This window comes from Echinicola soli, from assembly GCF_006575665.1.
Classification (GTDB): Bacteria; Bacteroidota; Bacteroidia; order Cytophagales; family Cyclobacteriaceae; genus Echinicola; species Echinicola soli.
Genome location: NZ_CP041253.1, coordinates 1,951,244 through 1,975,478, shown reverse-complemented (window position 1 = coordinate 1,975,478; position 24,235 = coordinate 1,951,244). Strand labels below are relative to the sequence as shown.

General features: G+C 46.6%; 11 protein-coding genes. 1 reads left to right on the top strand and 10 read right to left on the bottom strand.

The genetic code is table 11. The features are described from left to right. Positions 1 to 233 precede the first annotated feature (233 nt). From FKX85_RS08010 to FKX85_RS07975, 8 genes are all read right to left on the bottom strand, one after another. The gene (locus FKX85_RS08010; RefSeq protein WP_141614237.1) at positions 234 to 1,328 is read right to left on the bottom strand and encodes a Gfo/Idh/MocA family protein; all 1,095 of its coding nucleotides are present in this window, start codon (positions 1,326 to 1,328) and stop codon (positions 234 to 236) included. Between the two features lie 369 nt (positions 1,329 to 1,697). Further along, positions 1,698 to 3,947, bottom strand: a complete 2,250-nt coding sequence (locus tag FKX85_RS08005) for a glycoside hydrolase family 31 protein (RefSeq protein WP_141614236.1) — start codon at positions 3,945 to 3,947, stop codon at positions 1,698 to 1,700. A 292-nt stretch (positions 3,948 to 4,239) separates the two neighbouring features. Beyond that, entirely contained in the window at positions 4,240 to 6,120 is a 1,881-nt protein-coding gene (locus tag FKX85_RS08000) for a right-handed parallel beta-helix repeat-containing protein (protein WP_141614235.1), read from the bottom strand. Positions 6,121 to 6,320: 200 nt separating this feature from the next. Then, positions 6,321 to 6,563, bottom strand: coding sequence for a hypothetical protein (locus tag FKX85_RS07995; RefSeq protein WP_141614234.1), 243 nt, complete (start codon positions 6,561 to 6,563; stop codon positions 6,321 to 6,323). Positions 6,564 to 6,576: 13 nt separating this feature from the next. After that, positions 6,577 to 8,073, bottom strand: a complete 1,497-nt coding sequence (locus tag FKX85_RS07990; protein WP_141614233.1) for a RagB/SusD family nutrient uptake outer membrane protein — start codon at positions 8,071 to 8,073, stop codon at positions 6,577 to 6,579. 74 nt (positions 8,074 to 8,147) lie between these two features. After that, on the bottom strand, positions 8,148 to 11,159 hold the full coding sequence (locus FKX85_RS07985) for a SusC/RagA family TonB-linked outer membrane protein (RefSeq protein WP_141614232.1): 3,012 nt from the start codon (positions 11,157 to 11,159) through the stop codon (positions 8,148 to 8,150). 226 nt (positions 11,160 to 11,385) lie between these two features. Continuing rightward, positions 11,386 to 13,029 (bottom strand): RagB/SusD family nutrient uptake outer membrane protein, encoded by a 1,644-nt coding sequence (locus FKX85_RS07980; protein ID WP_141614231.1) that lies wholly within the window; start codon positions 13,027 to 13,029, stop codon positions 11,386 to 11,388. 16 nt (positions 13,030 to 13,045) lie between these two features. After that, positions 13,046 to 16,084 carry a SusC/RagA family TonB-linked outer membrane protein gene (locus tag FKX85_RS07975; protein WP_141614230.1) on the bottom strand — a complete coding sequence of 1,013 codons (3,039 nt, stop codon included), beginning with the start codon at positions 16,082 to 16,084 and terminating at the stop codon, positions 13,046 to 13,048. A gap of 219 nt (positions 16,085 to 16,303) precedes the next feature. Here FKX85_RS07975 and FKX85_RS07970 point away from each other — a divergent pair, with 219 nt between their 5' ends. Further along, a complete protein-coding gene (locus FKX85_RS07970; protein ID WP_141614229.1) occupies positions 16,304 to 17,251 on the top strand; it encodes a helix-turn-helix domain-containing protein in 948 nt (315 codons plus the stop codon). A 472-nt stretch (positions 17,252 to 17,723) separates the two neighbouring features. Here FKX85_RS07970 and galB read toward each other — a convergent pair whose 3' ends face one another. After that, complete coding sequence (gene galB, locus FKX85_RS07965; protein WP_141614228.1) at positions 17,724 to 20,153, bottom strand: beta-galactosidase GalB; 2,430 nt, start codon at positions 20,151 to 20,153, stop codon at positions 17,724 to 17,726. A gap of 431 nt (positions 20,154 to 20,584) precedes the next feature. Further along, entirely contained in the window at positions 20,585 to 24,118 is a 3,534-nt protein-coding gene (locus FKX85_RS07960) for a malectin domain-containing carbohydrate-binding protein (RefSeq protein WP_141614227.1), read from the bottom strand. Positions 24,119 to 24,235: the final 117 nt, after the last annotated feature.

The window sequence follows — 24,235 nt, the reverse complement described above, 5'->3', positions numbered from 1 at the left end:
ACGCTTACTTCTTCACTATTTGAAGCGGTTTCATCCATCCAAACCGCTTGTCATTCGCCACAGGCGAAAGGATCTTTTTCCGTAAATCCGTATGAGATTCCCTCACCGCGGCGAGATGACAGGTGTTATGCCATGCTGACGAAAGGAAGCATCTTTATTAAGCTGAAACGATATCAAAAGGAGATTCCTTCCCGATGTATCGGGACAGGCTATTCCTCGGAATAACATCTCACCTATTTCTTCAGGTATTTTCCCAGACCAAATTCAGCAATGACATCGGCCACTTTTTCAGGTTTGCCAGTGTTCAGGCTTTTCTCCATGGTTTTTAGCAGAGCGATGGTGCCAATGCCTTCTGTCAGATCTGGATAGGCCACAAAGTCATAGTTGATGCTGTCGGCAAAGTGCTCCAGGTAATTATTGTATTCCCCGGCATGGTGGCTTTTCCCCTCAAAGCGGAAATAGTGCTTGGACTTGTGCTCCCAGGTCACTACCTGCTCCTCACCCGTATTGTCTGTGATCGCATAACGCAATTCCATGTAATCTCCCTGGCTGCTGCCCTCGGTGCCTCGCAGGATACAGCTCATTTCACTGTCCCTCAATGCTGGCTGCACAGGCCCAGTATAGGCTCCCGATACCCTTGCGATTCGGCCGTCCTTGGCCTTATAGATAAAGTGCATCGTATCTGGATTTTTCAATCCTCCATGTTGGCCATTGGTACTGAGCATGCCATAGCCCATCACTTCCTCGATCTCCGGCAAATACCATCGAATAAAGTCCACCGGGTGGCTCAACCCGCCGTATAGCCACTTAAAAGCCGGTTCCAAAGCCCAAGGCTTTTCCAAAAACCAGCGATGATCCGCATGGTAATACGCCTCCACGGTGATCAATTCACCGATAAGACCCTTCTTAAAATCTGCCCGCTGCCGCTTCATGGGCTCAAAAAACCGACTGCTTTGCCCTACAAAAAGACGCTTACCGGTTTTCGCTTGCAGCTCAATCAATGCTTTGGCGTCTTTAAGATCATCCAGCAAAGGCTTGGTACAAACCACATGTTTGCCATGCTCCATGGCCATTTTGATATGGGTGGCGTGCAACTTGTCCGGGGTATATATCCCAACCGCATCGATTTCGGGATTTTCCAGCATGTCTTCATACCGTGTAGTGAAATGCGGAAAATCAAATTCCTTGGCCCGCTGCTTGCACAGTTCCTCGTTGCGGTCACAGATCTGTACCAACTGGATTTTTTGGCTGTTCAGGGCTGCAGATATGGTGCTCCGCCCTTCCCCTAGGCCCAAAATCCCTAACCTTAGCTTTCCTTCTTTTGTCATTTATTTTATAGATATTTAGATTCAAAATGTTATTGCCAGTTCGAGGTGAGAAACCGTCACTTCGAAGAGGAGAAACAGCCTGCCTCACATGGATATCGGGGACGACGTGGCAGTCCCGAGATGGGATTGCTTCCTCTCCCACAGGGATCATCGCAATGATGTAAGAGAAATCGTCATTGCGAGGAGGAACGACGCGGCAATCTTGTTTCTACAATACGAGATTGCTTCCTCCCTTTGGTCGTCGCAATGGCGGTAGCGATGGATACTTCCCTGCGGCGGTACCGTGGAAAGTCATAATTTCACACAATTCAAAACCTGGTTTTCGGAGTGAATTCACTTTATCCGCGTCATCTGTCTGCGTTTCATTCTTCAATTGTTCCAAATTCCTTTAAATTTTCTGTCGATCACCAAACTTTTTGCTTTGTCCATATCCATTTCATCCGTACAGGCAACTTCTTCAGGATAAACAGGGATAGAAGCACCTTGCCTCACCCATACAGGCATCTCCTCCATAGGGATATTATCCAATTTTATCCATTGTGGGCCTTTTTGGGCCTTTCCGGAGAAAAAGTCCACCCAATTTCCCTCAGGAAGATAGACACTCCGGGCATTTTCACTGTTCATCACTGGGGCTACCAGGAAGTCTGATCCAAAGAAATACTGATCATCCAAATGCCAGCACATGGGATCTTCAGGAAAATGGAGCAGCATGGCCCTCAAAACAGGCATTCCTGATTGGATAGACTGGCGGCTTTGCTCCAGGATATACGGGAGCAGCAGATATCGCAACTCCCACCACTTCCGGACTGTATCCGCAATAGAGGGATAATGATAGGGCTCTCTTTTGGAAGTGCCGTGATAGCGAATATGGGAGGTAAATACACCAAACTGTGTCCACCGTACATACAAATCATCGGGGATTACCGAATTCATAAAATTGGGCACCCCGTGAAAGCCCGGCACATCATGGCTCCAAAAGCCAAACCCCGATAAACCAAGGTGTAATCCTCCTTTTAGCGATCCGGCCATGCCGTCCCAGCTGGCAGCTGCATCACCGCCCCAGTGAATAGGATATCGCTGACATCCTGCCCATCCGGCACGCGCCCACACCACACCGTCACCAGCCACCTCTTCGGTCACTTCAAAGGCCGCCTTTTGATACAGTAAAGCGTATAGGTTGTTCAATAGCTCAGCTGGCATATTTTTATACTCGGCATCCAAATGAATTTCTTCTCCAAAATCCGTTTTGATACAGGTCACGCCCATTTCGAGAAGCTCCCTAAGCAGGCCTTTGTACCAATTCACTGCCGGCGGATAGGTAAAATCTATTGTACCCGCATAGTCCAAAGCACTGAAATTGGACCCTCCCTGGACTTTACTTTCTTTTAATGGGCCGATATAGTTATTGGCTTTTGCCTCATCGTGCTGGATGGCATTGGCGGCGATATACGGCATTTGCCAAAGGCTCACACGGTACCCCTGCTGCTTCAGCTTTTGCACAAATCCTTTCGGATCCGGAAAACGCTCGGCATTGAATTTCCATTCGCACAACCAGTCTGTCTCAAACCAACCAGTATCCAGATGGATCACATCACAGGGAAATTTTTCGGCACGCAGGCGATTGCATATTTCCACTACCTCATTGGCAGAAAAGTAGGTCATCCGGCTCATCCAAACCCCAAAACTCCACAACGGCGGCATGGCAGGAAAACCTGTCAACCGTCGATAATGTTGAAGTATTTCATTTGGATTTTCCCCACCCAGCAAAAATACATCAGCCAGCGGTTCTTCCACTAGCACCTGTACCGATCGTGTACTATGGTCGGCCAAGGATATCTTGCCATGTGCCGAGGTATGGAGAAACATCCCGTACATTTCACTCGAAAGGTAAAAAGGGACGTTTTTATAAGTCCTTCTGTTATTGACGCCTTGACCGTCTTGGTTTTTCAGCTGAAAAGTCCGACCGGACAGGTCCATTTTGGTAAAACGCTCACCGGTACCCGCAAACTTCTCATCTGGCTGCGCTGTAAATGAAAGTGTGGCCTTTGCCGGTTTTTCCTCGACGGAAATCATGGCCAGTCCCATGGCATCCACTCTTCCCGGGAAAAACTGGTCATGGCTACTGATCTTCACTGCTTTCTTTCCGTCCGGAAAAAAGGTAGCCTGAAACGTCGGCTCGGGAACAGGAAGCAGGTCGCTCCACCAATCGATTGTCGGTGCTGACAAATCTATGGTCGCCCGTACCACTTGCCTGTCGTCCCTGATAATCCATTCTTCGGCTGTTTTCTCGACGGACAAAGGGATTTCTTTCACATCACTGGCCATTTCCAGCATTGGAGATTCTTCATGCATCTTTTGTCCCATTTCTGCTGTCACCCGTAAAATCCGCTCTCCATAAGCCCGGATATGCAGCTCAAAAGACTGAGGCTCCACCTCCGGATCAAGCTGGATATCCACCGTTGGTTTTTGGCAGTAAAAAGGTAAATGTACAATGATCCCCTTGCCACATTGTTCGATTGCCAATGGTCTTCCTGCACGCCACAACCGATCAGTAGTAACGTCCAACCGCTCAGGATCGAAATCCAAAAAATCAAAAAGTTGGTAGTTTGTTTGTTTCATTAGTTGTTTATCATAATTACCAAATGGCTTTTTGCTCCAATTTACCCCACCTAACCTCCCCGCCGCGGCGGGGAGGAGCTATATTTTAATAATCGGAAGGAACCTCTTTTCCACGGTCTCCACCCGTGGTTACGAAGCTTAAGCCCCGCTGGGGCTATACTCCGAAGTTTACATCGGCAGTCTCATCTCAAGAGAAGAAGATTGCTTCACTCCGTTGCTCTGCGTTCGCCCCGATACTTTCGGGGACGTTATGCTCATGTCTCAATAGTCATATCTCACTACTTGATACTAGCTACTTGATACTTTTATATTCCTCCTCCAAGCCTGCCTTTTCTTTTATGGCTATATCTACATCAGGCCCATTATTTTCCCATAAATTTCCCGGTCCGGGGCTGTTGGAAAAGAATTTGTCCCGCTCCGTCCAGTTGTTGGTCGCACGGATATAGGAAGAGCCTTCATCAAAATAAATGTATTGATGATGGTGTGGCATGTGGGCATAGGGAGCGTCCTGAAGGTCGTAGATGGCATTTTCACTGATTTCGGTATTCGGCTGGGCAGAAAGGGTATACACCCCTCCCACGTCATACATCTGCTTTGCGAAGTTGTGAATGCGATTGGCGTGGATGCGGTTGTTTTTGGCTGCCGTAATGGTCTTGGTCCAGAACCAGCCTACACAGATACCTGAGTAATTGATATCACTTACCTCGTTGTGTTCAATATTGACATCATGAGCGGATCCGACACTAATACCGACACATCCCCAATCTTCATTGGTCACATTGGTGATGTAGTTATTGTTGATGTCCAGGTGGTGCACCAGTTCCCTCGGATCTTCAGGATCATAAGGCAAGTGCGATTCAAAGTCAGGTCCTCCAAAGAAACCTGCCTGAATGCCTGTTCCCCCAATATCCCTGAACACATTGCCGATGACTTTACTATCGCTCACTCCTTCTACCAAATCAAGACCGGTAGCTGCCATATGCTCAAAGCGGCACCTTTCGAAATGAATATTAGTGGCATAGTTTACTTCGACCCCTGCTGGCTGTCGGCCTGTCCACGCTTGGTTTTCAAGGCTGGCCTTATCCGGTGTTCCTGGTTTCTTTAGTTTGTAAGCCTCCAAAATATACCAGCCTGCCTGCAAAGGCACATGGCCACGATGGGAAGGCCTCAGCCAAGTAGCATGCTCGAAAGCAATCCCTTCAAAACCAATATGACGAACTGGATGGTCTGCATTCCCCATGATCCGGACAATAGTTTCCAGAAAAGGGACTATGGCTTCTGCTTCACCCATATTCTCGTCCTCTTTTGGCCAGTAATATACCTTTTCTGATTTCTTGTCATGATACCACTCGCCCGGCTGGCTAAGCAATTCAGCTGCTCCCTGCCAGTAAAAGGCTGAGTTACCATTGTATTCATTTTTTGCATCGATAAATGGAGCCGGCCAGGGATGCTGGAACTCAATCTGACTCTCCGGTTGGTGAAAGGTCAACTTGGTCTTCTCTCCTTGCACCTCCACCGATTTTACCCGCAGGTTGGCAATGGCCCACCACTGGTGGATCACAAATTCCAATTGATCCAGGTTTTTAAAGTCCCATTCCGGCGTGGGAATCCACATTTCCTGCCGGGCACTATCCACGGACAAGATCCTCTCCAGTTCACCTTCATATAGGTTGGTTGCCCGTTTAGCTTTTTGGCCATTGATCCAAAGCTGGCGGAATTCCACCTCCTGACCGCCTACTACGGGTACATCTGCCACCCAAAGTTGGCCTTTGGCAGCTGCCGGAAGTCCTTCTGGAAAGTCGGCGGCTTTCTGCCAGTTCAGTACCTTGGTTCCTCCTGAGAAAATAGGCTGGGCTCCTGATGCCGGCATGATGACAGTAGGACTATCTGCTGTCCCGGCATCTTCTGGTCGTATCAGCAGTGGATCCATGAACCTGTAAATACCATCGCCTACCAAGATGCGGATGCCTCCATCAATGGAAGGGTCATCCAGCCGGCGCAGTTCCCTGGCCTTTCGCAAAGCCATATGTACCGTCGCCAATGGGCTTGCCTTTGTTCCGTCATGGGCATCATCCCCATTTTTTGACACCCAAATATCAATGGCCATTGTGTCCACCATAAACCCTGTCAAAAAGGCCAACAGGAATAAAAAGGTTAATTTCCGTTTATGCATTTTATCAATTAATTTTTAAAGCTCCTTCCAGCTTAGATTGTATCATTTAATATTACAGCTGTCTACTTTCAATACTATCCTGCACTTTCGGGATGGAAAGTAGTCGTACTTTTGGAGCTAACTATGGTTAAGTCAACTATAAATTTTTGGGTAATATTTTCTTATAACGTCATTGCGAACGTAGTGAGGCAATCTCGTTTTCAAAACATGAGCCTGCCACGTCCTCCCCGGTATCCATGTGGGGCAGGCTGTTCCTCCTCTTCGCTCACCCCTCGGTCCCCTAAAGGGAATGTCAGCGCACAGGATTGCCCCTTTAGGAGATAGGGGGGCAGGAATGCGCCAACGTAGATGTGACATAACACAAGGGTCAAGTTATCCGTACCCCATACCACAATCATCAACCTATCAGGATCAGCGAAGTCACCACTTTGCGCTCTTCGCATCTATTCGAGAAAATCAGAACCCAGGATTCTGATCCAAATTTGGATTGGAAAGCACATCGGCAGGTGGAATCGGAAAGATCAAGTATTTCGGATCAGAGGCCTCCTTGAGTGTCCATTCACCCAAGAATGTTCCAAAACGAACCATATCCTGTCTACGATGACCTTCCCAAAACAGCTCTCTTCCCCTCTCGTCCAATAGCACTTGGGCATTCACCTCCTCCAGTGGGCCAATATTATTTCTTTCCCTTACTTGGTTAATGATTCCCAGTGCAGTGGCATTATCTCCATTGCGCCATAAAGCTTCGGCTTTCATCAGCAAAAGGTCCGCATAGCGAAGCAATACGACATCATTGTTTGCTGCTCCAGGATATTCATAATCGGGAATATATTTTACTGGCCGATAGCCGTTCCAAAGCGTGGCTCCCACAATCTTGGGTACCTCCTTGGTAAAGACCACATCCGGCAACGGGTTTCCTTCAGCATCTGTCTGCTGTCCTGTCAGAAAGCCTGCATTATAGCCGTGGGCTTCCGTCAACGGGTGCTCGTAATATCTTCTGACATCATTTTCCTCAAATAGCTCATAGACTTCCGGTGTGGAGCAGAAGCCATTCCAGCCTCCACCGTTGGGAAGTGTCATCTCGGTAGGAAAAATGGCGTGCCACCATACCCAAAGCGAATGCGACCTAACTCCTCCCAATCCCTCGATCGTAAAGACTAATTCCGAAGAAGTACTGTTATTTTCCGGTACAAAACTGTCCCAGTAAAAACCCAGGCTTTTACCTTGAATGGCATCGACATGCATGATCACCTTATCCATATCCGAAGTGGCAAACTGAGGTGCTTCACGGTTTTCATATACGCCCTTGTTCAGGTATAGCTTTGCCAAAAGCCCATGGGCAGCATTCTGCGAAGCCCTGTAGGCTGGTCCATCAGCGACTAGGTCAGGAAGAACCTCTTCTACTTCCTCGATGATAAAATCTGCAGCCGCCTTGCCCCGAAGTACAGTAGAAGGTTCCAGCAGATCGTCTCCTGGTTCTCGGAAAGGCACTTGATCAAACAAGTCCAAAACCGAGTACATGAAAAATGCCCGGAGGAACCTCGCCTCTGCAGCCAGCTCAGCCGATGGATCAAAGGAAAGCACATTGGTGGCATCGAAGATCCCTTTGTTCAAGCCTCTCCAAAGGGATTGGATATAAGGATTGGTCGGTACCCAGGTATGCGTATGCAGCTGGCGGTACACTCCGCCGTTGTCCCAACCGGAAGGACGGGAAGGAACAATGGCCGCATCCCCGCTGATCTCCTGGAAGAGCCATACACAGCCTGCATGCTGGATATATCGGCTATCAAAGTCTCGATAAACCGTTTCCATCAAGGAGCTATAGTCTACATTTTCTTTTAGAAAGGCCTCTGCCTTGTCTTTTGGTAGCTCTGAACGCAATTCCTCATCGAGATCCGTGCAGGAAAATAAAGCGGTCAACGCCAGCGTATATATTATGGATTGTTTTTTCATGGTTTTTGGGTTATTGGTTATTAGGGCAGGATCATTCTTACGTCTCTCTGTCTCATATCTAATGCCTTAATTATTCAAAAGGAAGCACTTACCCCCAGCAGAAACGTCCTTGCTCTCGGATAAGGTGCGTATTCGATCCCATACGACGGAACACCGTCCACCGACCGGTTGGTATTGACTTCAGGGTCAAAACCGCTATAATTTGTGATCAAAAACAGGTTTTGACCAGTGAGTGAGAAGCGAAGATTACTTACTACTTGCCCTATTCCCCCTAGGTTATAGCTGACAGAAGCGTTTTGCAGTCTTAGGAAATTTCCCTCTTCCAGGAAGCGTGTGGAAACCACATTGGCATTGGCAAGACTTTCATTGCCCAGGCCAATTTCCGGCGATGAATTCCTTCCCAAGCCAAAATTGGCTGCCGTCAAATATGCATTGGCGGTGTTGTTATAAATCTGGTGGCCAAACGCTCCGTTTAAGCTCATGTTAAAACCAAACTTTCCATAGTCCAGCCGTGTGTTTACACCCAACAGGAAGTTGGGATTTGGATCGCCCACAAACTCTTCTTGGGCGGAATAGAGGGCCTCCCCATCTTCATCAAAACCTTCAAACCTGAGCATCTTAAATACGTTCAGTGGATGGTCATTAACGAGCTGCTGGGAATTGGATCCCCCTCCGAGTCCGTTTCCATTGATTTGACCAGTCCACACGGGAGCTCCGTCATAATTGGTCAGTTCATTGGAGAGATAGGTGGCATTCATACCCACCTCCCAAAGTAATTTTTCCGAATCCGCGACAATAGTGCTCAGCATCAGCTCCATTCCCCTGTTTCTCACAGTAGCCGGCACATTGGTCCAAAACTGGGCGGCCGGCGCCGGCTGAATGGTCGGCAACTGGAACAACAAGTCAGTGGTCGCCTTGTCAAAATACTCCAAAGACCCCATCAGCCTAGATCGGAAGAGTGAAAAATCAAGGCCAATGTTTACTGTTTCGGTAGTTTCCCATTTCAAGTCTGGATTGGCCACATTGACCAGGGAAATTTGCTGATTTCCGAAAGCATACCGTTCTTGGGAAGCTCCCGCTGGGAACTCCTGATTACCGGTAATGCCCCACCCCACTCTGAATTTAAGGTTATCCACGAGGTTACTGGACTTCAAGAATCCCTCTTCGCTCAGCACCCAGGCACCAGCAAACGAAGGAAAATAACCGTACTTATTGTTCTCACCAAACTTCGTGGAACCATCTGCCCGCATGGTTCCCGTCAACAAAAATCGATCAGAGAAATTCAGGTTGACACGACCAAAGAATGATTGGAGCTGGTTGGTAGGGTCACGAAAGGAACTTACGCCTACATTTTCACGCGAAGGGTTTTGTAAAATATCCGTTCCGAAAACGTCAAATGATGTGAAGCCACGTGCCGAGATATTGTTGACATAACTTTTATAATCCTGAAACTCATACCCCAGCAGGGCATTCAAATGCACTTTTCCCAGGTCCTTTTTATAGTTAAGGGTATGATTTAGCGTCTGGCTGGTCAAAGTGGAGCTATTGGAAATGGCCAAGCCCAAATCCGTAATGGTGCTCAAAAACAATTCACCAGAAGTGTCCACGGTACGGTTGCCCTTGGCATGATTGACGCCGATGCTAAATCGGTAGTCCAGGCCATCAATGATATTGACCGTAAGGGCCACATTTCCCAAAATGTTGGTCACATTGCTTTTGTCGTTATAATAAGCCAAAAGTGCTGCTGGGTTAGTGGACAATCCGGCAACTTCATACCCCTCCTGGTTATATATTCGCTGAACAAATGACCCGTCTGCATACCGGAAAGGCACCGTGGGATTCCATTCGATCGCATTGCCAATCAAACTGCCATTGACATTCGAATTTTCAGCAATAGGAGCGCCCTGCTCCACTGTGTTTGACGCGATCAAGCTGACGTCCAGCTTCACTCTGTCCTCTGGTAAGAAGCGGTAACTGGTCGTATAGCTCGCTGTATATTTCTTTAAGCCTGATTCTTTTACCACACCTTCTTGGTCATGATATCCCAGCGAAAGACGGTAATTGTTTTTTTCTCCACCACCGCTTACACTGAGGTTAAGTCTGTTGGTCAGGGCAGTTTGGGTGATCTCATCAAAAGCATCCACGGCATCTCCTCCGTTATTGCCTTCTATCCCCCTATGCTGCAATGCCTGACGATATGTATCGCCATCCATGATGTCCGGTCGGCGCACCATGGTACTCACCGCTGTGCTCATGTCCACTGTCACCTTAGGAGCGCCGGACTTTCCTTTTTTGGTGGTGATGATCACCACACCATTTGCTCCCCTAGAGCCATAAATGGCCGTGGCTGAAGCATCCTTCAGCACATCGATCGATTCGATGTCATTGGGATTGATAAAATTGAGCGGATTGGAACCTTCCGTACTGCCCAGCTCACCTGCTGTCGCCCCGGGTTTGGTATTTCGGCCGTCCAAGGGCACACCATCTACCACAAAAAGCGGCTGATTACCTGAACGCACGGAGGAAGTGCCACGAATCCTAAAAGTCACTTGGCCTCCGGGAGCACCACTGTTATTGATGATGTCCACTCCAGCGACTTTCCCCTGGATCAGCTGGTCTGGAGACACGTTTACCCCTTTGTTGAATCCTTCTTCTCCTACACGACTGACGGCTCCAGTAAGGTCACGCTTTCTGGCCGTGCCATAGCCCACCACCACGACTTCATCCAGGTTTTGAACATCTTGCTCCAATAAAATTTCAAGATTGCCTTGATTGCCAATGGAAACTTCTTTCGACAAATAACCAACAAACGACACCATCAACGTGCTGGCATCGTCAGGAACAGTCAGCTGAAAGGCTCCATCCATATCAGTGACTGTACCGTTTTGGGTACCTTTTAGCATCACGTTTACACCGGGGATGGTCTGCCCATCTTCAGCATCTTTTACCACACCGCGAATGGTCTTGTCCACGGGAAACACAAATGAAGAATGGGGGATCGGCCCTGTGTCCGCAACAGTGCCAATTGCTGGAGCATGCATGCCTAACCAGACACCTGCCAGCATTATGAGTAATTTTGGGTTCATAAATAGGAATATTTTGGGTTATAGATTCAATGCCTTTTGCCTGTCCCAATTTGTTATCACCAAACCTTTTACTATTAGGTCAATATTGAACAAAGCTTTCAGCTGCATTGCTCTTACAATATCCGTTTTAAAAGATGATCACCAGAAAAATAAAAACAACGGTCGATTTTATAAAAAGGCTTCTTACAGCTGATGCTGCAAGAAGCTTTTTGGTAATAAATTTCACTTATAAATACCCAGGATTCTGCGGCATGTCCGCATCGATATTTGCATCAATGGTAGTCTGTGGAATTGGAAACAACTCATGGTAATCCTGAATGGTGGGGCCACTTTGAGGATTATACCTTTTGGTGCGTTCTACTAGTTCCCCCATTCTATTAAGCGTCAACCTTCTATTTTCTTCAATGATAAGCTCCCGGGCCCTTTCATCCAATATAAAATCAAGATCAACATCGGCTCCCGTAATGGAATTGGCATTTGCCCTCAGACGTACCTCGTTGATGTCTTCTGCGGCAAGATCTGCATTTCCATTTAGAAAATGGGCTTCCGCCCGTAATAGGTAGGTTTCAGCCAGTCGCATTAAATAGACATCCTTAAACGATCGTCCATAATTAGCTCCTTCCAGGTATTCAGCCGTGCCCTCTATCTTGGTGAGCATAGGGTAAAACTGAACCATTGAATCCAATCTATTGGGATCTAACTGCACTTCCTGACCAAAGTACTCAGACTCCGGGTTATTATAGTAGTAGGTCCTGCGAATGTTATAAGAAGAATTTCTCACATCACTTTCGTTTTCCCATATTTCATAGGAATAGTAATTGGTCGGTCTCACCCAAGCTACGCCACGCCCAAGACTGTCTACGGATAGCTCCATTCCTGGCTCCCCATTGGGATCGGTGATCTCCCACCATTTTGGTCCCCACGCCCTTAGCCAAGTGACTCCTTTCCACTTACTGTTTTCGACGGTACCTCCTGGGGTGGATCGAGGTTCAAACTGGAGATTCCAGATCGTTTCGGTATTACCAGTGGATCGGTTTTGGTTATCTTGGGCATGGAGGTCTGAAATGACATCTCCCGGCTGATCCACCCGGCTCCCAAACCGTTCTCTCATAAGCTCATAATTACCGTCATCGATAACATTGGTCGCCGCATCAATAGCCGCATTGTAATCACCAAGGCTGATGTACACTTCAGCGAGCAAATGGTAAGCTGCCGCCTTCGCCACCCGACCATCCACACTGGCCTCATTAGGAAGCCACTGTGCGGCAAATTCAAGGTCCTGTCTAGCAAAGTCATACACTTCATTCCTTGGACTGCGCTGAAAATCGGCTTTGGGAGCACGATATAGCTGGTCCACAATGGGCACATCACCGTACAAATTTGCCAAGAAATTATAGGCGTAAGCCCTGAAAAACCTCGCTTCTGCTATGACAGCATTTCGCTGCTCTTCGCTATCCCAAAAATCCGTTTCCGTTGCATATTGGATTATAGTATTGGCCCTTGGCATCAAGTTCCTGTATCCCCAGTTCCAGTAATGGTCCACCGCATAAAGCGTGGGGGTAAGCCAAGTCCCATAATCTTTAAAATCCGCCAATGACCGGTCTCCTGTGGTGGCGACGTCGGTTCCATAGTACATTGCCTGCATCTTAGAACCATCCTCTCGGAAGTAAAGGTGCCTTACGGATTCATAAAGTCCTGTGATGGCACTTTCAAAGCCCTCTGGATTGGTCAGGACCACGTCGGAATTCAAGAAGTCCAGTGGTTTCTCTTCCAAGAAATCATTTTCGCAAGATATTACCGCGCCCACTAAACTTGCTCCTAGCAATAGTTGCGCTGCTTTTTTGATGTATTTATTAGCTGTTTTTTTCATGACTATTGGCTCAATGTTAAAAGCTGATATTTAGTCCCGCTATTATAGTTCGTGGGGTTGGATACAGGTTGGTAATGGTATTGTTTCCACTTTCAGGATCAGGGCCGAGCCAATCAGTAAAGGTGGCGAGGTTTCTCCCACTTACATATACTTTTAATCCTGACATTCTCCATTTTTCCAACATTACCTCAGGGAAGCTATAGGCAAGTGTAGCATCCTGAATCCTTACAAAATCCCTGCTGAGGTAATATCCTCTTCCCAGCGGGTTGGTGTAGGTAAGTCCCGGTCGATCATTAGACTGGTTTTCGGGAGTCCAGTAACCAGCATTGAGGAAATTCACTGATCTGCCGGGATAGCTATTCCCGGTTTGGGTACTTACATCCAGCAGGTTAAACTGCGCTTCCCAACCTGTCATCGCATTGATAAAAACAGAAAGTGACCAGTTTTTATAATTGAATTGATTGTTCAGGCCCAAGCGATATTTAGGAGCTGTTTGTCCTAGGACGGTTCTATCTTCGGGCGTAATTTGGTCATCATTGTTCAGGTCTTTTACCCTTATCCATCCTGCTTGGTAGCCATCTGGCATCTCATCTCCTTCTTGATAGATGCCATCAAAAGCATAATCATAGGTCACCCCAATGGGTTGACCGATAAACCACCTGTTGCCAAGGTCATCATCTTCCTGTCCATCCCCGTCAGAATCTGCATAGTACAGATGGTCGATTCGGTTTTTATTAGTGGAAAACGTCAAGGTACTGTTCCAAGAAAAGTCCTTCTTCTGGATAATACCGCCATTTAAGGTCAATTCAAATCCAGTGTTGCTGGTTTGTCCCAAGTTGGCAGTGGTGGACCAGAATCCGGTCATTGCTGGAAGACTTCTCGCCAGCAGGAGATCCGTGGTGGTCATATCATAAAATTCTGCCGTACCAGATAATCTCCCCTTCCAAAGTTCAAAATCCACCGCTGCATTAAAGGAAGCGGTCGTCTCCCACCCCAAACTTGGGTTTGGCATATATTCCGGGTTTGGGAAAAGGGCAGTATACGTATCTGAGCCAAAAACATATTGGAAGGAATTAGATCTATCCAATGCTCGGTATGCCGAAACAGCCTGGTTACCCACTTCACCATAACTTAGCCGGAATTTCAGCATATCGATGGTCTTCTGATTTAGCATAAAGGCTTCATCGCTCATCACCCAGCCCAAAGCCACAGAGGGAAAAGTCCCGAATTTTTTATCTTCACCAAATACCGATGCACCATCCCTTCTAGCGGTAAGTGTAATCATATAGCGGTTTTTGAACCGATAATTCAATCGCGCCATAGAAGATACCCCGTCCTGCTGAGCCCCTTCTGTTTCGATCTGCTGGGTCTCCGCTATTTCAAGGTTATGCCATCCATTCGCATCATTGACAAATCCCCTACCTTCTGCAAAGGTCCCTTCTCTGAAAGCATGGTTACGACCATAGAGCAATGTGACGTCAAAACCATGATCATTAATTTCCTTGGTGTAGGTTACGATATTTTCGTACTGCCAATTCTTCCGGTTTTGATTGTACTTTCTACCGGTACCGGGATTATTGATCCCATTTCTCTGATAAATCGGCTGAAAGGAATAATCGTGGTCCCAGCGAATGTTTGGGTTGTAATTGAACCGATAACTTAGCCCTTCCAGGAATGGAACATCAATGATCGCAAATAAATTGGCCATGAGATTATTGGAAATCTGCTCGTTGTCCATTAGTAGCGCATTGAACATAGGATTATTTACCAGATTATCCCCTGTAGGATAAGGTACCGGGTCTGTTTTGGCATCGTCATAATACATTTTGGCATAAGGGGTTAGCCAATAGCCGTTCAAAACTGATGCTTCCACACCTGAAAGATCACGCTGTACGTACTGGGTATTTGCTCCAATTTTCAGCCAACTAGTGATTTCGTTGGTTAGGTTTAAACGCATGGAAATTCTACTGGCTCGGTCACCATAAATCAGTCCTTCCTCATCCACATAACTTCCCGAAATGAAATAATTGGTTTTGTCGCTCTGACCAGAAACGCTGAGGTTAATGGATTTCTGCGAGGCATTCTGCGAAATCTCATCCCATGGATCTACGGTTCTTCCAGCATCATACATTTCCCTTTCTTCTGCACTTAGCAACTCACGTACAGTCACTATCGGATCATTAGGCTGGTTTTGGGATCTGAAGTCAAGTCGTCGCTGAAGGTATTCGTCAGGAGAATAGAGGGGCATTTTATAACTCCAATCAGACACACCTGCATAGGAATTGATTCTGATGAGTGGTTTTTCGGATGTTCCCTTTTTGGAAGTAATCAAGATCACCCCGTTGGCGGCCCTCGATCCATAAATCGCAGAAGCACTTGCATCCTTCAATACTTCCATAGAAGCGACGTCAGACGGATTGATATCAGACAGCTCACCGTTAAAAAAAGCCCCATCCAAAATTATCAATGGGTCATTACTAGCAGTAATGGAACGTTGACCCCGGACAAGCACGTTCCCCCCTTGGCCTGGACGGCCATTGTCGGTAAACTGCACTCCGGCCACTCTTCCTCGTAGAGCTTGGCCGATATTGGTGTTAGGTTGGGTTTCTAGTTGATCCACCTCCACGGAGCTCACTGACCCTGTGACATTTCGCTTTACCTGCGTACCATAACCGACAACCACCACTTCTTCCAAGCTCTCCAGGTCAGAATGAAGTGATATTTCCATGACACCTTGATTGCCAACAGTTACTTCTTGGGAAACGTAACCAATAAATGAAAAAACCAAGACGCTTTGTGGGCCTTCTACTTCGATTTCAAACTTACCGTCAATATCCGTAACAGTACCTTTACTTGTGTTTTTTAGGCGTACGTTTACGCCAGGCATCAACTCACCACTATCTGCATCCCGGATAGTGCCGCGGACAGTTTCTGCATCTTGCTGTATTCGCGCTGTCCCATATGAAATAGAGGGTGGATTTCCAGTAGCATTGGCATTTGAGAGCAACATGCCACTTCCTACCACCAAGGTGGCAAAGAGTAATTTTGTGTTCATAAGTTTGGAAATTTTGGGTTATTAAAATGGACTTATAATCCGACATTGCTATTAGTAAATATCACCAGAATCAAGCAAAACCGAAGAAAAATAAAAACAACGGTCGATTTTATAAAAAGGTCATTATATTTGCTTTTATTCCAAATAAACGCAAAATAACCATCGAAAAAATCTTCGATTACCCAAAATATAATCTAACATAAACCCAGCCAATAATAAATGACTGATAGTGAACATCACCCCTCAGGAAGATCAAAAGCAGGTGAATCAGGTATTTGGTACCACGAGGAAAATCCCGGCCCCATCACATCTCTTCCTTTTATCAACCAATTTGGCAGCATGAAATTTTCAAAAGTCCGAATGGATGAAAATATGCGTCCACACCTAAATGACGGTATCGAAATTCACTTTATCGAAAGTGGTAAATACGACTGGGTCATTGAAAATCGCTCTGTGGAACTGCTGCCCGATGACTTATCCATTACCGCTCCATGGCATTGGAATGGCAGCCCGGCAGGAAAAATGGACATGGGACAGATCAATTGGCTGATTATAAAGCCTGATGCTTTTTCTCCTGGGGCTCCATTGCAGCTTGGCAGTTGGTCCAAGTTGTCCACGGACTTCCAGGAAGAGCTTGGCAATATGATTGCCGCCGAAAAAGGTATGGTGCTCAGAAAAGCACGGTTTTTCAAAAAGTACTTTTCTGAAATAAAGGAAGAACTGCAGCATCAACGAGAGGGTTACGCGAAGGTCATTGGAAATCTCATTGAAAATTTACTGATCGAGCTGTACCGTGACCTGAAACACCGCAAATCAAAGATCGATGAAGATGATCATTTTATTGAGCAACTGACTGCTTTGGTGCAAAGCGACCTCACCAAAAAATGGGGCGTAGAAGATATGGCCAGCCACTTTGGGATGGGAAAGACTAAATTCACCGATGAAGTAAAGCGGCTCACCGGATATCCCCCAAACAGCTTTATCATCAACCTCAAAATAGAAAAGGCCAAAGCCCAAATCCTGGATCCCAATGGAATGGACCTTTCGGATATTGCCTATAACTGTGGCTTTTCATCCCTACAACATTTCACCACTACATTTTCGCACCGAACGGGCATCACTCCTGGCAAGTACCAAAATCAGTTGAGGAAGCGTGAGGATAATTGATCCCTCTAGAAAACCGGAAGCTATCATTCCTCCAAGCAGAGGCTGGATCAATGCTATTTAGGACTACTCATAATATGTACCTGAGTTTCTATGAATTAAAAAGAGAAATGCGAAAGTCATTATGGGATTAGCATTAAATTATATGAGCCTCCGCAATCATACACGTAGCCAAGCATAATTGAATAAATTGTGTTTCCGTCCTTTTATTCAGGTGTAAAATTGCTTTCAATAGGTCTTCATGAATGCTACGCATTTTCATTGATCTAAAGGACCAAAAATCCAGTCCATTAACTTTCGAAATCGAATTTGTAATTGTCCCACTACGTGTAAAATTACCAATAGTCATTTTAAATCATTCCAATGGCCAAACTCCTATCGATTTTAGATTAATATGAAAGCCCGAAGATTTTTGGAAGTTTAGGTCCAAGTTTGAAAACTTGGACCGTTCATTTCATATTTCTTTCATACCCCATCAATCCACCGTCTCCAAGACAATCTCCCCTGGCTGTAGGTGCTCTGCGGTGGCACGAATAGAAATATTGCCTGCCTCACCTGTGGATTGGACGATCAGCAGGCATTTACCGTTAAATGCTTTCCTGTAATTAGCCTTAAAAGGTTCCAGACTAGCTTGATAGCCATTGTCGACGCCCATAATCTTTCCTTCTCCCTGGATTTCGAAATTGACCATATTATTGGCATTGGGCACCATATTTCCATCCATATCACAGATGTTCACGGTAATAAAGGAGAGATCTTTCCCATCTGCTTTGATGATTTTTCGATCTGGATTCAACGTTACCTTTTGGGCATCACCAGCAGTGAAAACTTTCTTTTCCAATATCGCTTTACCGTCTTTTCTGGACACTGCCCTGAGGGTTCCCGGTTCGTATGGAACGCGCCACATCACATGAAGGTCATCACCTACTTTTTTCTTGGTTCCCAGAGATTCTCCATTCAGGAACAATTCCACTTCATCGGCTTGGTTATAATAGGCCCATACATCCACCTCTTGCCCCTCTTCCCAGTTCCAGTGGGGAAAAACATGCAGCACCGTATCGGAAGTCCACTCACTTTTGTACATGTAGTAGGAATCTTTGGGGAACCCTGCCAAATCCACTATGCCAAAGTAAGAACTTCTCGCTGGATAAGGATAAGGAATCGGCTCTCCCAGATAATCGAATCCCGTCCATACGAAAAGCCCGGCCATAAAGTCCTGATCCTTGATGGATTTCCAGGTTTCCTCGTGGGTGCTGCCCCAGTAAGCGGAAACCTGATCATAAGCGGAAACCGTCAAATCGTCATTACCCGTTTCCAATGGCTTATCATGAGCCTGTGGCCAACGCATTACGGTATCGGAAGGAAAGTCATATTGGCCTCTTGTGGCCAATGCCGACATGTTTTCTGTGGCAATGAGCTTTTCGCCCGGGTACCATTTTGGGAATTTTTTATGGTCTTTATGTTTGTAGTTAAACCCTAACAGGTCAAGTGCTTTGGATTGGTAAATAAAATTCTTCGATGGAATATTCTCGGTCAGGGCACATGTCACTACGCGTGTGGTATCCAGACTCTTTACGATTCTAACCAATTCCTTGGTAATGCTAATTCCCGTACTGTCAAACTGCTCCCGGATCTCATTGCCAATACTCCACATCATGATGGACGGGTGGTTTCTGTCCCTAAGGATCAGATCTTCCAAGTCCCTACGGTGCCATTCTTCCCAAAAGAGGTGGCTATCCGCATCTACCTTTTTCTTTTTCCACACATCAAAAGCCTCATCCTGCACAATAAACCCCATCTCATCGCAGAGCTCCAACAGTTCGGGAGCTGGCGGGTTATGAGCTGTTCTAATGGCATTTACCCCCATTTCCTTTAGGATTTCCAATCGTCGTTCGATGGCTCGCTTATTCACTGCCGCGCCCAAAGCCCCAAGATCGTGGTGGTTACAAACACCCAGGATTTTCATTGGCTTTCCATTTAAGGAAAAACCTTCTTTAGCATCAAATTCAAAATACCGAATCCCCAACGGCGTCTGATAATCATCCATTAGCTGCATTCCTGCAAAAACCTGGGTGACCACTTTATATAAATATGGCTGTTCTGTGGACCATAATTTGGGAGAGGGAACAGTAAAGTGCTGCATGATATCGGTACTTTCACCATTACCAAGCGTAAGGGAATGTTCCTCCTGGGCCACTTCTTCTCCTTCAGCATCCAAGATGGTCGACCGGACAGTCAGGTTCCGTTCATTAAATCCCTCATTCTTCACCATCACTTCCATATTTACAGAAGCCGAAGAGTCAGTGATTTCGGGAGTGGTGACATAGGTTCCCCAGTGTTCTACATGGACTTTCCCCGTACGAATCAAGCGTACATTTCTATAAATACCCGACCCAGTATACCAACGGGAGTTGGGCTGCTGGGAATTATCCACACGAACGGCCAAAACATTTACATCGTCCCCGTAATTCAAAAATTCGCTTAGGTCATACTTGAAAGAGCTGTAGCCGTTTGGGCGAATCCCTAACCGATGGCCATTGATCCATACTTCTCCGTTTCTATAAACCCCATCAAACTCAATCCAAATGCTTTGTTCCTTTGCCTCTGTGGGAAGCCTAAAAGCTTTTCTGTACCAGCCTATTCCTGCAGGCAAAGCGCCTCCCTCTGGCTTGGTCGGATGATCCTCACTGAAATCCCCTTCGATACTCCAGTCATGGGGAAGATTTAGCTCCCGCCAATTGGACACATCAAAATCTGCACTGATGGCATTGGGATGATCTCCCAACTGAAAATGCCAACCGCTGTTAAAATCAATCACCTGACGCTCTTTATCATCTGGTGCAGTACAATTCCAGCAAAGCGCTAAAACGAAAAGTAGTAGAAAAAAACTCTTGACTCTATGCATATGTATTATGTTAGGTGACCCAACGGTCATCTTAAAGATATTAGTAAAATAGGATACTGCTGGCATTTTTCGAAAGTTTTGATAATTTAATTTATGAGTCTCCGCAATCATACACGTAGCCAAGCATAATTGAATAAATTGTGTTTCCGTCCTTTTCATCAATGGAAAAGGACCAAAAATCCAGTCCGGTGGTGATACCTTTAAATTGGGAAGGACTAGTTTTCCAGTGAGGATAATACGTTACCCAATTTAGTTTAAGAAAACTGCTCCGGCCTGAAAATGAATGGATCTCGCTGTTCCACGACGCGAGCTAATTCATTTTCTTAACGGCCTGCTCATTTTTCTTAAACCGGTCTCACCAAGGTACTTCCTTAATTTGACAAAGCAGAATTAGTGTAATTCATGAACTGGAGCCATTGATCATGGACCCGTCATTGAAACTCCGCACGATCTAGCCACAATCCCACCAAATTCTCTCCTGAAATCTTAATGGTGTATTTTCCGGCATTTAGCTGCCCACCAGAGGTAGTATTCAGGATTTTCCATTTCACATCGGCTACTGGAAACCGAATCAAATCGTCCCGCATCACTACCCCATTGGAAGCGGTAATTTGCAGTCTTACCTTTTTGGGATGATCATCATTATTCATATACCGAAACCGGATAAGGAAGGTTCCTGCCAAACCCGGATTGACTTCCCACGAGAAGCTGTTTTCACCCTCAAAGGCTATATAATCACTTTCCTTAAAGTTACCAGTCGTCGTCTCCCCTTCGATGCTGGCCGTTTCTGCCTCTTGTGTTTCTACTGGACGTTGCTCTTCCCCTTCTCCCATTTCATAATGCGGCACCAATACCAGGCTGTACATCGCCGCTTTGCCTGTTGGACATTTTCCATTTTCACCAAAAGTAAATTTCTCCCCTTTTTCCAACGCCTTTTGGTAGACATTAAAACGGTCTTCTCTGCTATTGGAGGCCTGGTCCCCTGTTAGGGTGAAATTTTCCATCCAATCCGGCAGCGAAGTCGCTGCACTGTCCATCAGCACATACACATTAGATGCGAGTAAAGCGGAAAAACTCCCAGTCACTTCACTTGCCCCGACAGGAAATTGTATCCAGTCTGCTCCATAAAGCCGGTAGGGCAATTGACTGAAAGCGGTGGAAGCGTCCGTATATTGGGGCTGTCCGGTGTCCAGCCAGGATTGCACCTTGGCCGTGGATGCCGTAGATTCAAAAGCGGTAATCGTCTTTGCCGATGGCGGAGCAATTGGTACCCCCTCCTTTTTTCCGGCAATGGCAATCGCCGAAATCACAGCCTGTCCCGTAGTTACTTTCGGAAAGCTAATGGTCAGCAGACCTTCTTTTGCTTTGCCGGTGACCGTTTTTTTAAGAGCTTGGTCGTGGCCTGCTTCCTTCCAGATATCCAGGTTTCGTAGAACTGTATCTCCACTGATGGCTACATCAAAGTCCCGCCAACCACTGCAATCCAAACCGCCTCCTGTGCCATACCAGGGTTCTACAAAATAAAGCTCCACCAGGTATTCGCCATCCGGTAGTGGAAATTCATATCGCAACTTATGCTTACCGTACCGGAAAGTCTGAAACAAACCCCAGTCTGCCGTACCGCCAACTGGATCGAATGTTCTCCGCTGGCTGGCATAAAAAGCTGGTAAATGCTCAAAATCATCCGTCCATGACAGCGATCCCCAGGAATGATCATCCCTGCGATGAACATCGGCCTGCCAGCGCTGTCCGTTTTGGTCGATATAATCCGTACCACCGGCATTTACCCGGTAGAGGTAATGATAGCCATTTTGGGCATTTAGCAGGTCAGTATTTTCTTGCAGCTCGCTAAAGTCAGGTGCTTTGGGGAAATGGTTCAAAACAATGATGTCTTCTGCCACTGCCTGTCCATCCATATAGCCTACTGCCTTCAAAACATTATATCGGATATTTACTTGGTTCCATTGGAAATTGCTTCCCATTCCGGGATTGGATTTTTTTCCCAGGGAGATGCCGTTTACAGCATTAAACAACTCCACTTCTTCACAATTGGAAAACACCACCAAGCTGTCTTTGATCCCCGGACTAATCCAGCGATCCGGCCACGTATGGCTGACGAGGTACACCATCGGTTCAGTAACCGCGGGAGCATATTCAGAACGGTACATGTAATAAGCGTCGGTAGGCTCCTCCCATGGCGTGACCAAACCTTTATAATTGACCGGTCCTACCCTGTCAATGTCCCTAAAGCCTTCCCCGTTTTGAATCCTGCCTGGGTTTTCATGAGAATTGAACAACCAATGAAATTGACCTGCCAGGCTGTCCTTATGCTCATCTGCTTCCCGTACCTTAATTTGCATTAGTTGGTAAAAACGGTCCTCGCTGTAGGCTCCCTTTTGGTCAAATGGCCCTTCTGTATGCAAGTCCAAGGTCCTCCACGCGCCATACTCCCCGTTCAGGATTTGCTCGCTAAGTTCCTCCCCGTATTGCTGGGGATCACCACCATAGGTTCCTGACCAGTTTTGGATGACATTCCAGTCGGTACCTTCTCCGCCATTACAGGTAGTGACCAGTCGCTGGGAAGAAGTGGAAGGATCCATTTCACGGATGATCTGGGTACACTCTTCTGCAAATGCCTTAGGAATGGTACTTTCATTCTGAAGTCCCCAAAGCACCACCGATGGGCTGTTGCGCCGCTCCTTTACCCAATCACGCAATAGTTTTTTTAAATTCGCTTTAAACTCAGGAGTGTCGTACCAGATGTGTGCTGAAAACTGCGTCCAAAAAAGGATCCCCTGCCGGTCCCAAGCTTCATGGTACTTGAGATTATGGGGCTGATGGGCATCGCGGAAGGCATTGAACCCAGCCGCCAGCATCTGATCTACCCGAGAGGCTACCTGCTCGTCGGTAAAGGCATGGCTCATTCCCATCAGGTGCTCGTATTCACAAATCCCGTTGACAAATAACGGCTTCCCGTTAATAAAAAAACGATGATCCCCATCTTTTCGACCCGCAGGCCAACTGATCCAGCGGATGCCATAAGGAGTGCTTATTTTATCAATCAAACGTCCCCCTTCATACACCTCGGTTTCCATGGTATAGAGGTAGGGATTGGCAGGTGACCAAAGCTTGGGTTGCTTGATAATTGCTGATGTTTGGCGGATCGTATCCAACTTTCCCGGTGCCAATAAAACCTGGTTTTCCTGCCGATCTACTTCATTCCCTTTGGCATCCAAAAACCGGTTGACGACTTTTACCTCTTTGGTGGAGGCACCATAATTCTTGAGCTCTGTGGTCAAATGCAGCCTGGCTGATTCTGCAGAGATTTCTTCATCATTCCAGATATGTACACCAAAAGGTTCGACGCGAACAGGATCCGTCACCACCAGTGTCACTGGCCTGAAGATGCCCATGGGCTGTGAACCTTCCGAAAAGCCCCACTCACCAGAGCAGCCACCACATACCCAAGGTAAATCCGCTATCCATGCCGGATGATCAGCCTTTACGGCAATGGCATTCTCCTCTCCAAAATGTAGGGCATCGGTAATATCCAAAGTAAAAGTGGTCCTGCCGCCATCGTGCTTGCCCACAACCTGACCATTCACCCAAACAGTAGCATAAGAGCCTACTCCTTCAAAAAACAAAAAGTGCCGCTTTCCTTCATTTTCAGGAAGGGGGCTAAAAACCTTTCGATACCAAGCGGCACCATGACGATTGCCGTGCTTCATTCGCCGGAAGCCTTCGTATTGATCCCAATTGTGTGGCACATCGACGGTAAGCCAGTCGCCAGCATCAAAACCAGCTTCTTCAAATCCCTCTTCTTGCAATGGTGCCACTCCGGAAGCAATGGTTTTCCACCCTTGGTTCAGCGAAATCTCTTTCCGAACTTCCTGGGCCTTTCCAGAGAAGACACATCCTAAAAAAAGGATCATTACAGATGTGATACAAATGCTTATCTTTTTCATTTTATGATATTGTTTTTGAGGATTACAAATCCCCTAGGGTTCCTCTTTACTTCAAGTCAACCCCATCTGACTTCCCCACCGCGGCGGAGAGCGAGCGAGATACAGCAAGCTCTTTTC

Excerpts from the sequence above, each read along its gene's own strand:
- FKX85_RS08010 (WP_141614237.1), bottom strand. The coding sequence starts at position 1,328 with ATGACAAAAGAAGGAAAGCTAAGGTTAGGGATTTTGGGCCTAGGGGAA.
- FKX85_RS08005 (WP_141614236.1), bottom strand. The coding sequence starts at position 3,947 with ATGAAACAAACAAACTACCAACTTTTTGATTTTTTGGATTTCGATCCT.
- FKX85_RS08000 (WP_141614235.1), bottom strand. The coding sequence starts at position 6,120 with ATGCATAAACGGAAATTAACCTTTTTATTCCTGTTGGCCTTTTTGACA.
- FKX85_RS07995 (WP_141614234.1), bottom strand. The coding sequence starts at position 6,563 with ATGCGAAGAGCGCAAAGTGGTGACTTCGCTGATCCTGATAGGTTGATG.
- FKX85_RS07990 (WP_141614233.1), bottom strand. The coding sequence starts at position 8,073 with ATGAAAAAACAATCCATAATATATACGCTGGCGTTGACCGCTTTATTT.
- FKX85_RS07985 (WP_141614232.1), bottom strand. The coding sequence starts at position 11,159 with ATGAACCCAAAATTACTCATAATGCTGGCAGGTGTCTGGTTAGGCATG.
- FKX85_RS07980 (WP_141614231.1), bottom strand. The coding sequence starts at position 13,029 with ATGAAAAAAACAGCTAATAAATACATCAAAAAAGCAGCGCAACTATTG.
- FKX85_RS07975 (WP_141614230.1), bottom strand. The coding sequence starts at position 16,084 with ATGAACACAAAATTACTCTTTGCCACCTTGGTGGTAGGAAGTGGCATG.
- FKX85_RS07970 (WP_141614229.1), top strand. The coding sequence starts at position 16,304 with ATGACTGATAGTGAACATCACCCCTCAGGAAGATCAAAAGCAGGTGAA.
- galB (WP_141614228.1), bottom strand. The coding sequence starts at position 20,153 with ATGCATAGAGTCAAGAGTTTTTTTCTACTACTTTTCGTTTTAGCGCTT.
- FKX85_RS07960 (WP_141614227.1), bottom strand. The coding sequence starts at position 24,118 with ATGAAAAAGATAAGCATTTGTATCACATCTGTAATGATCCTTTTTTTA.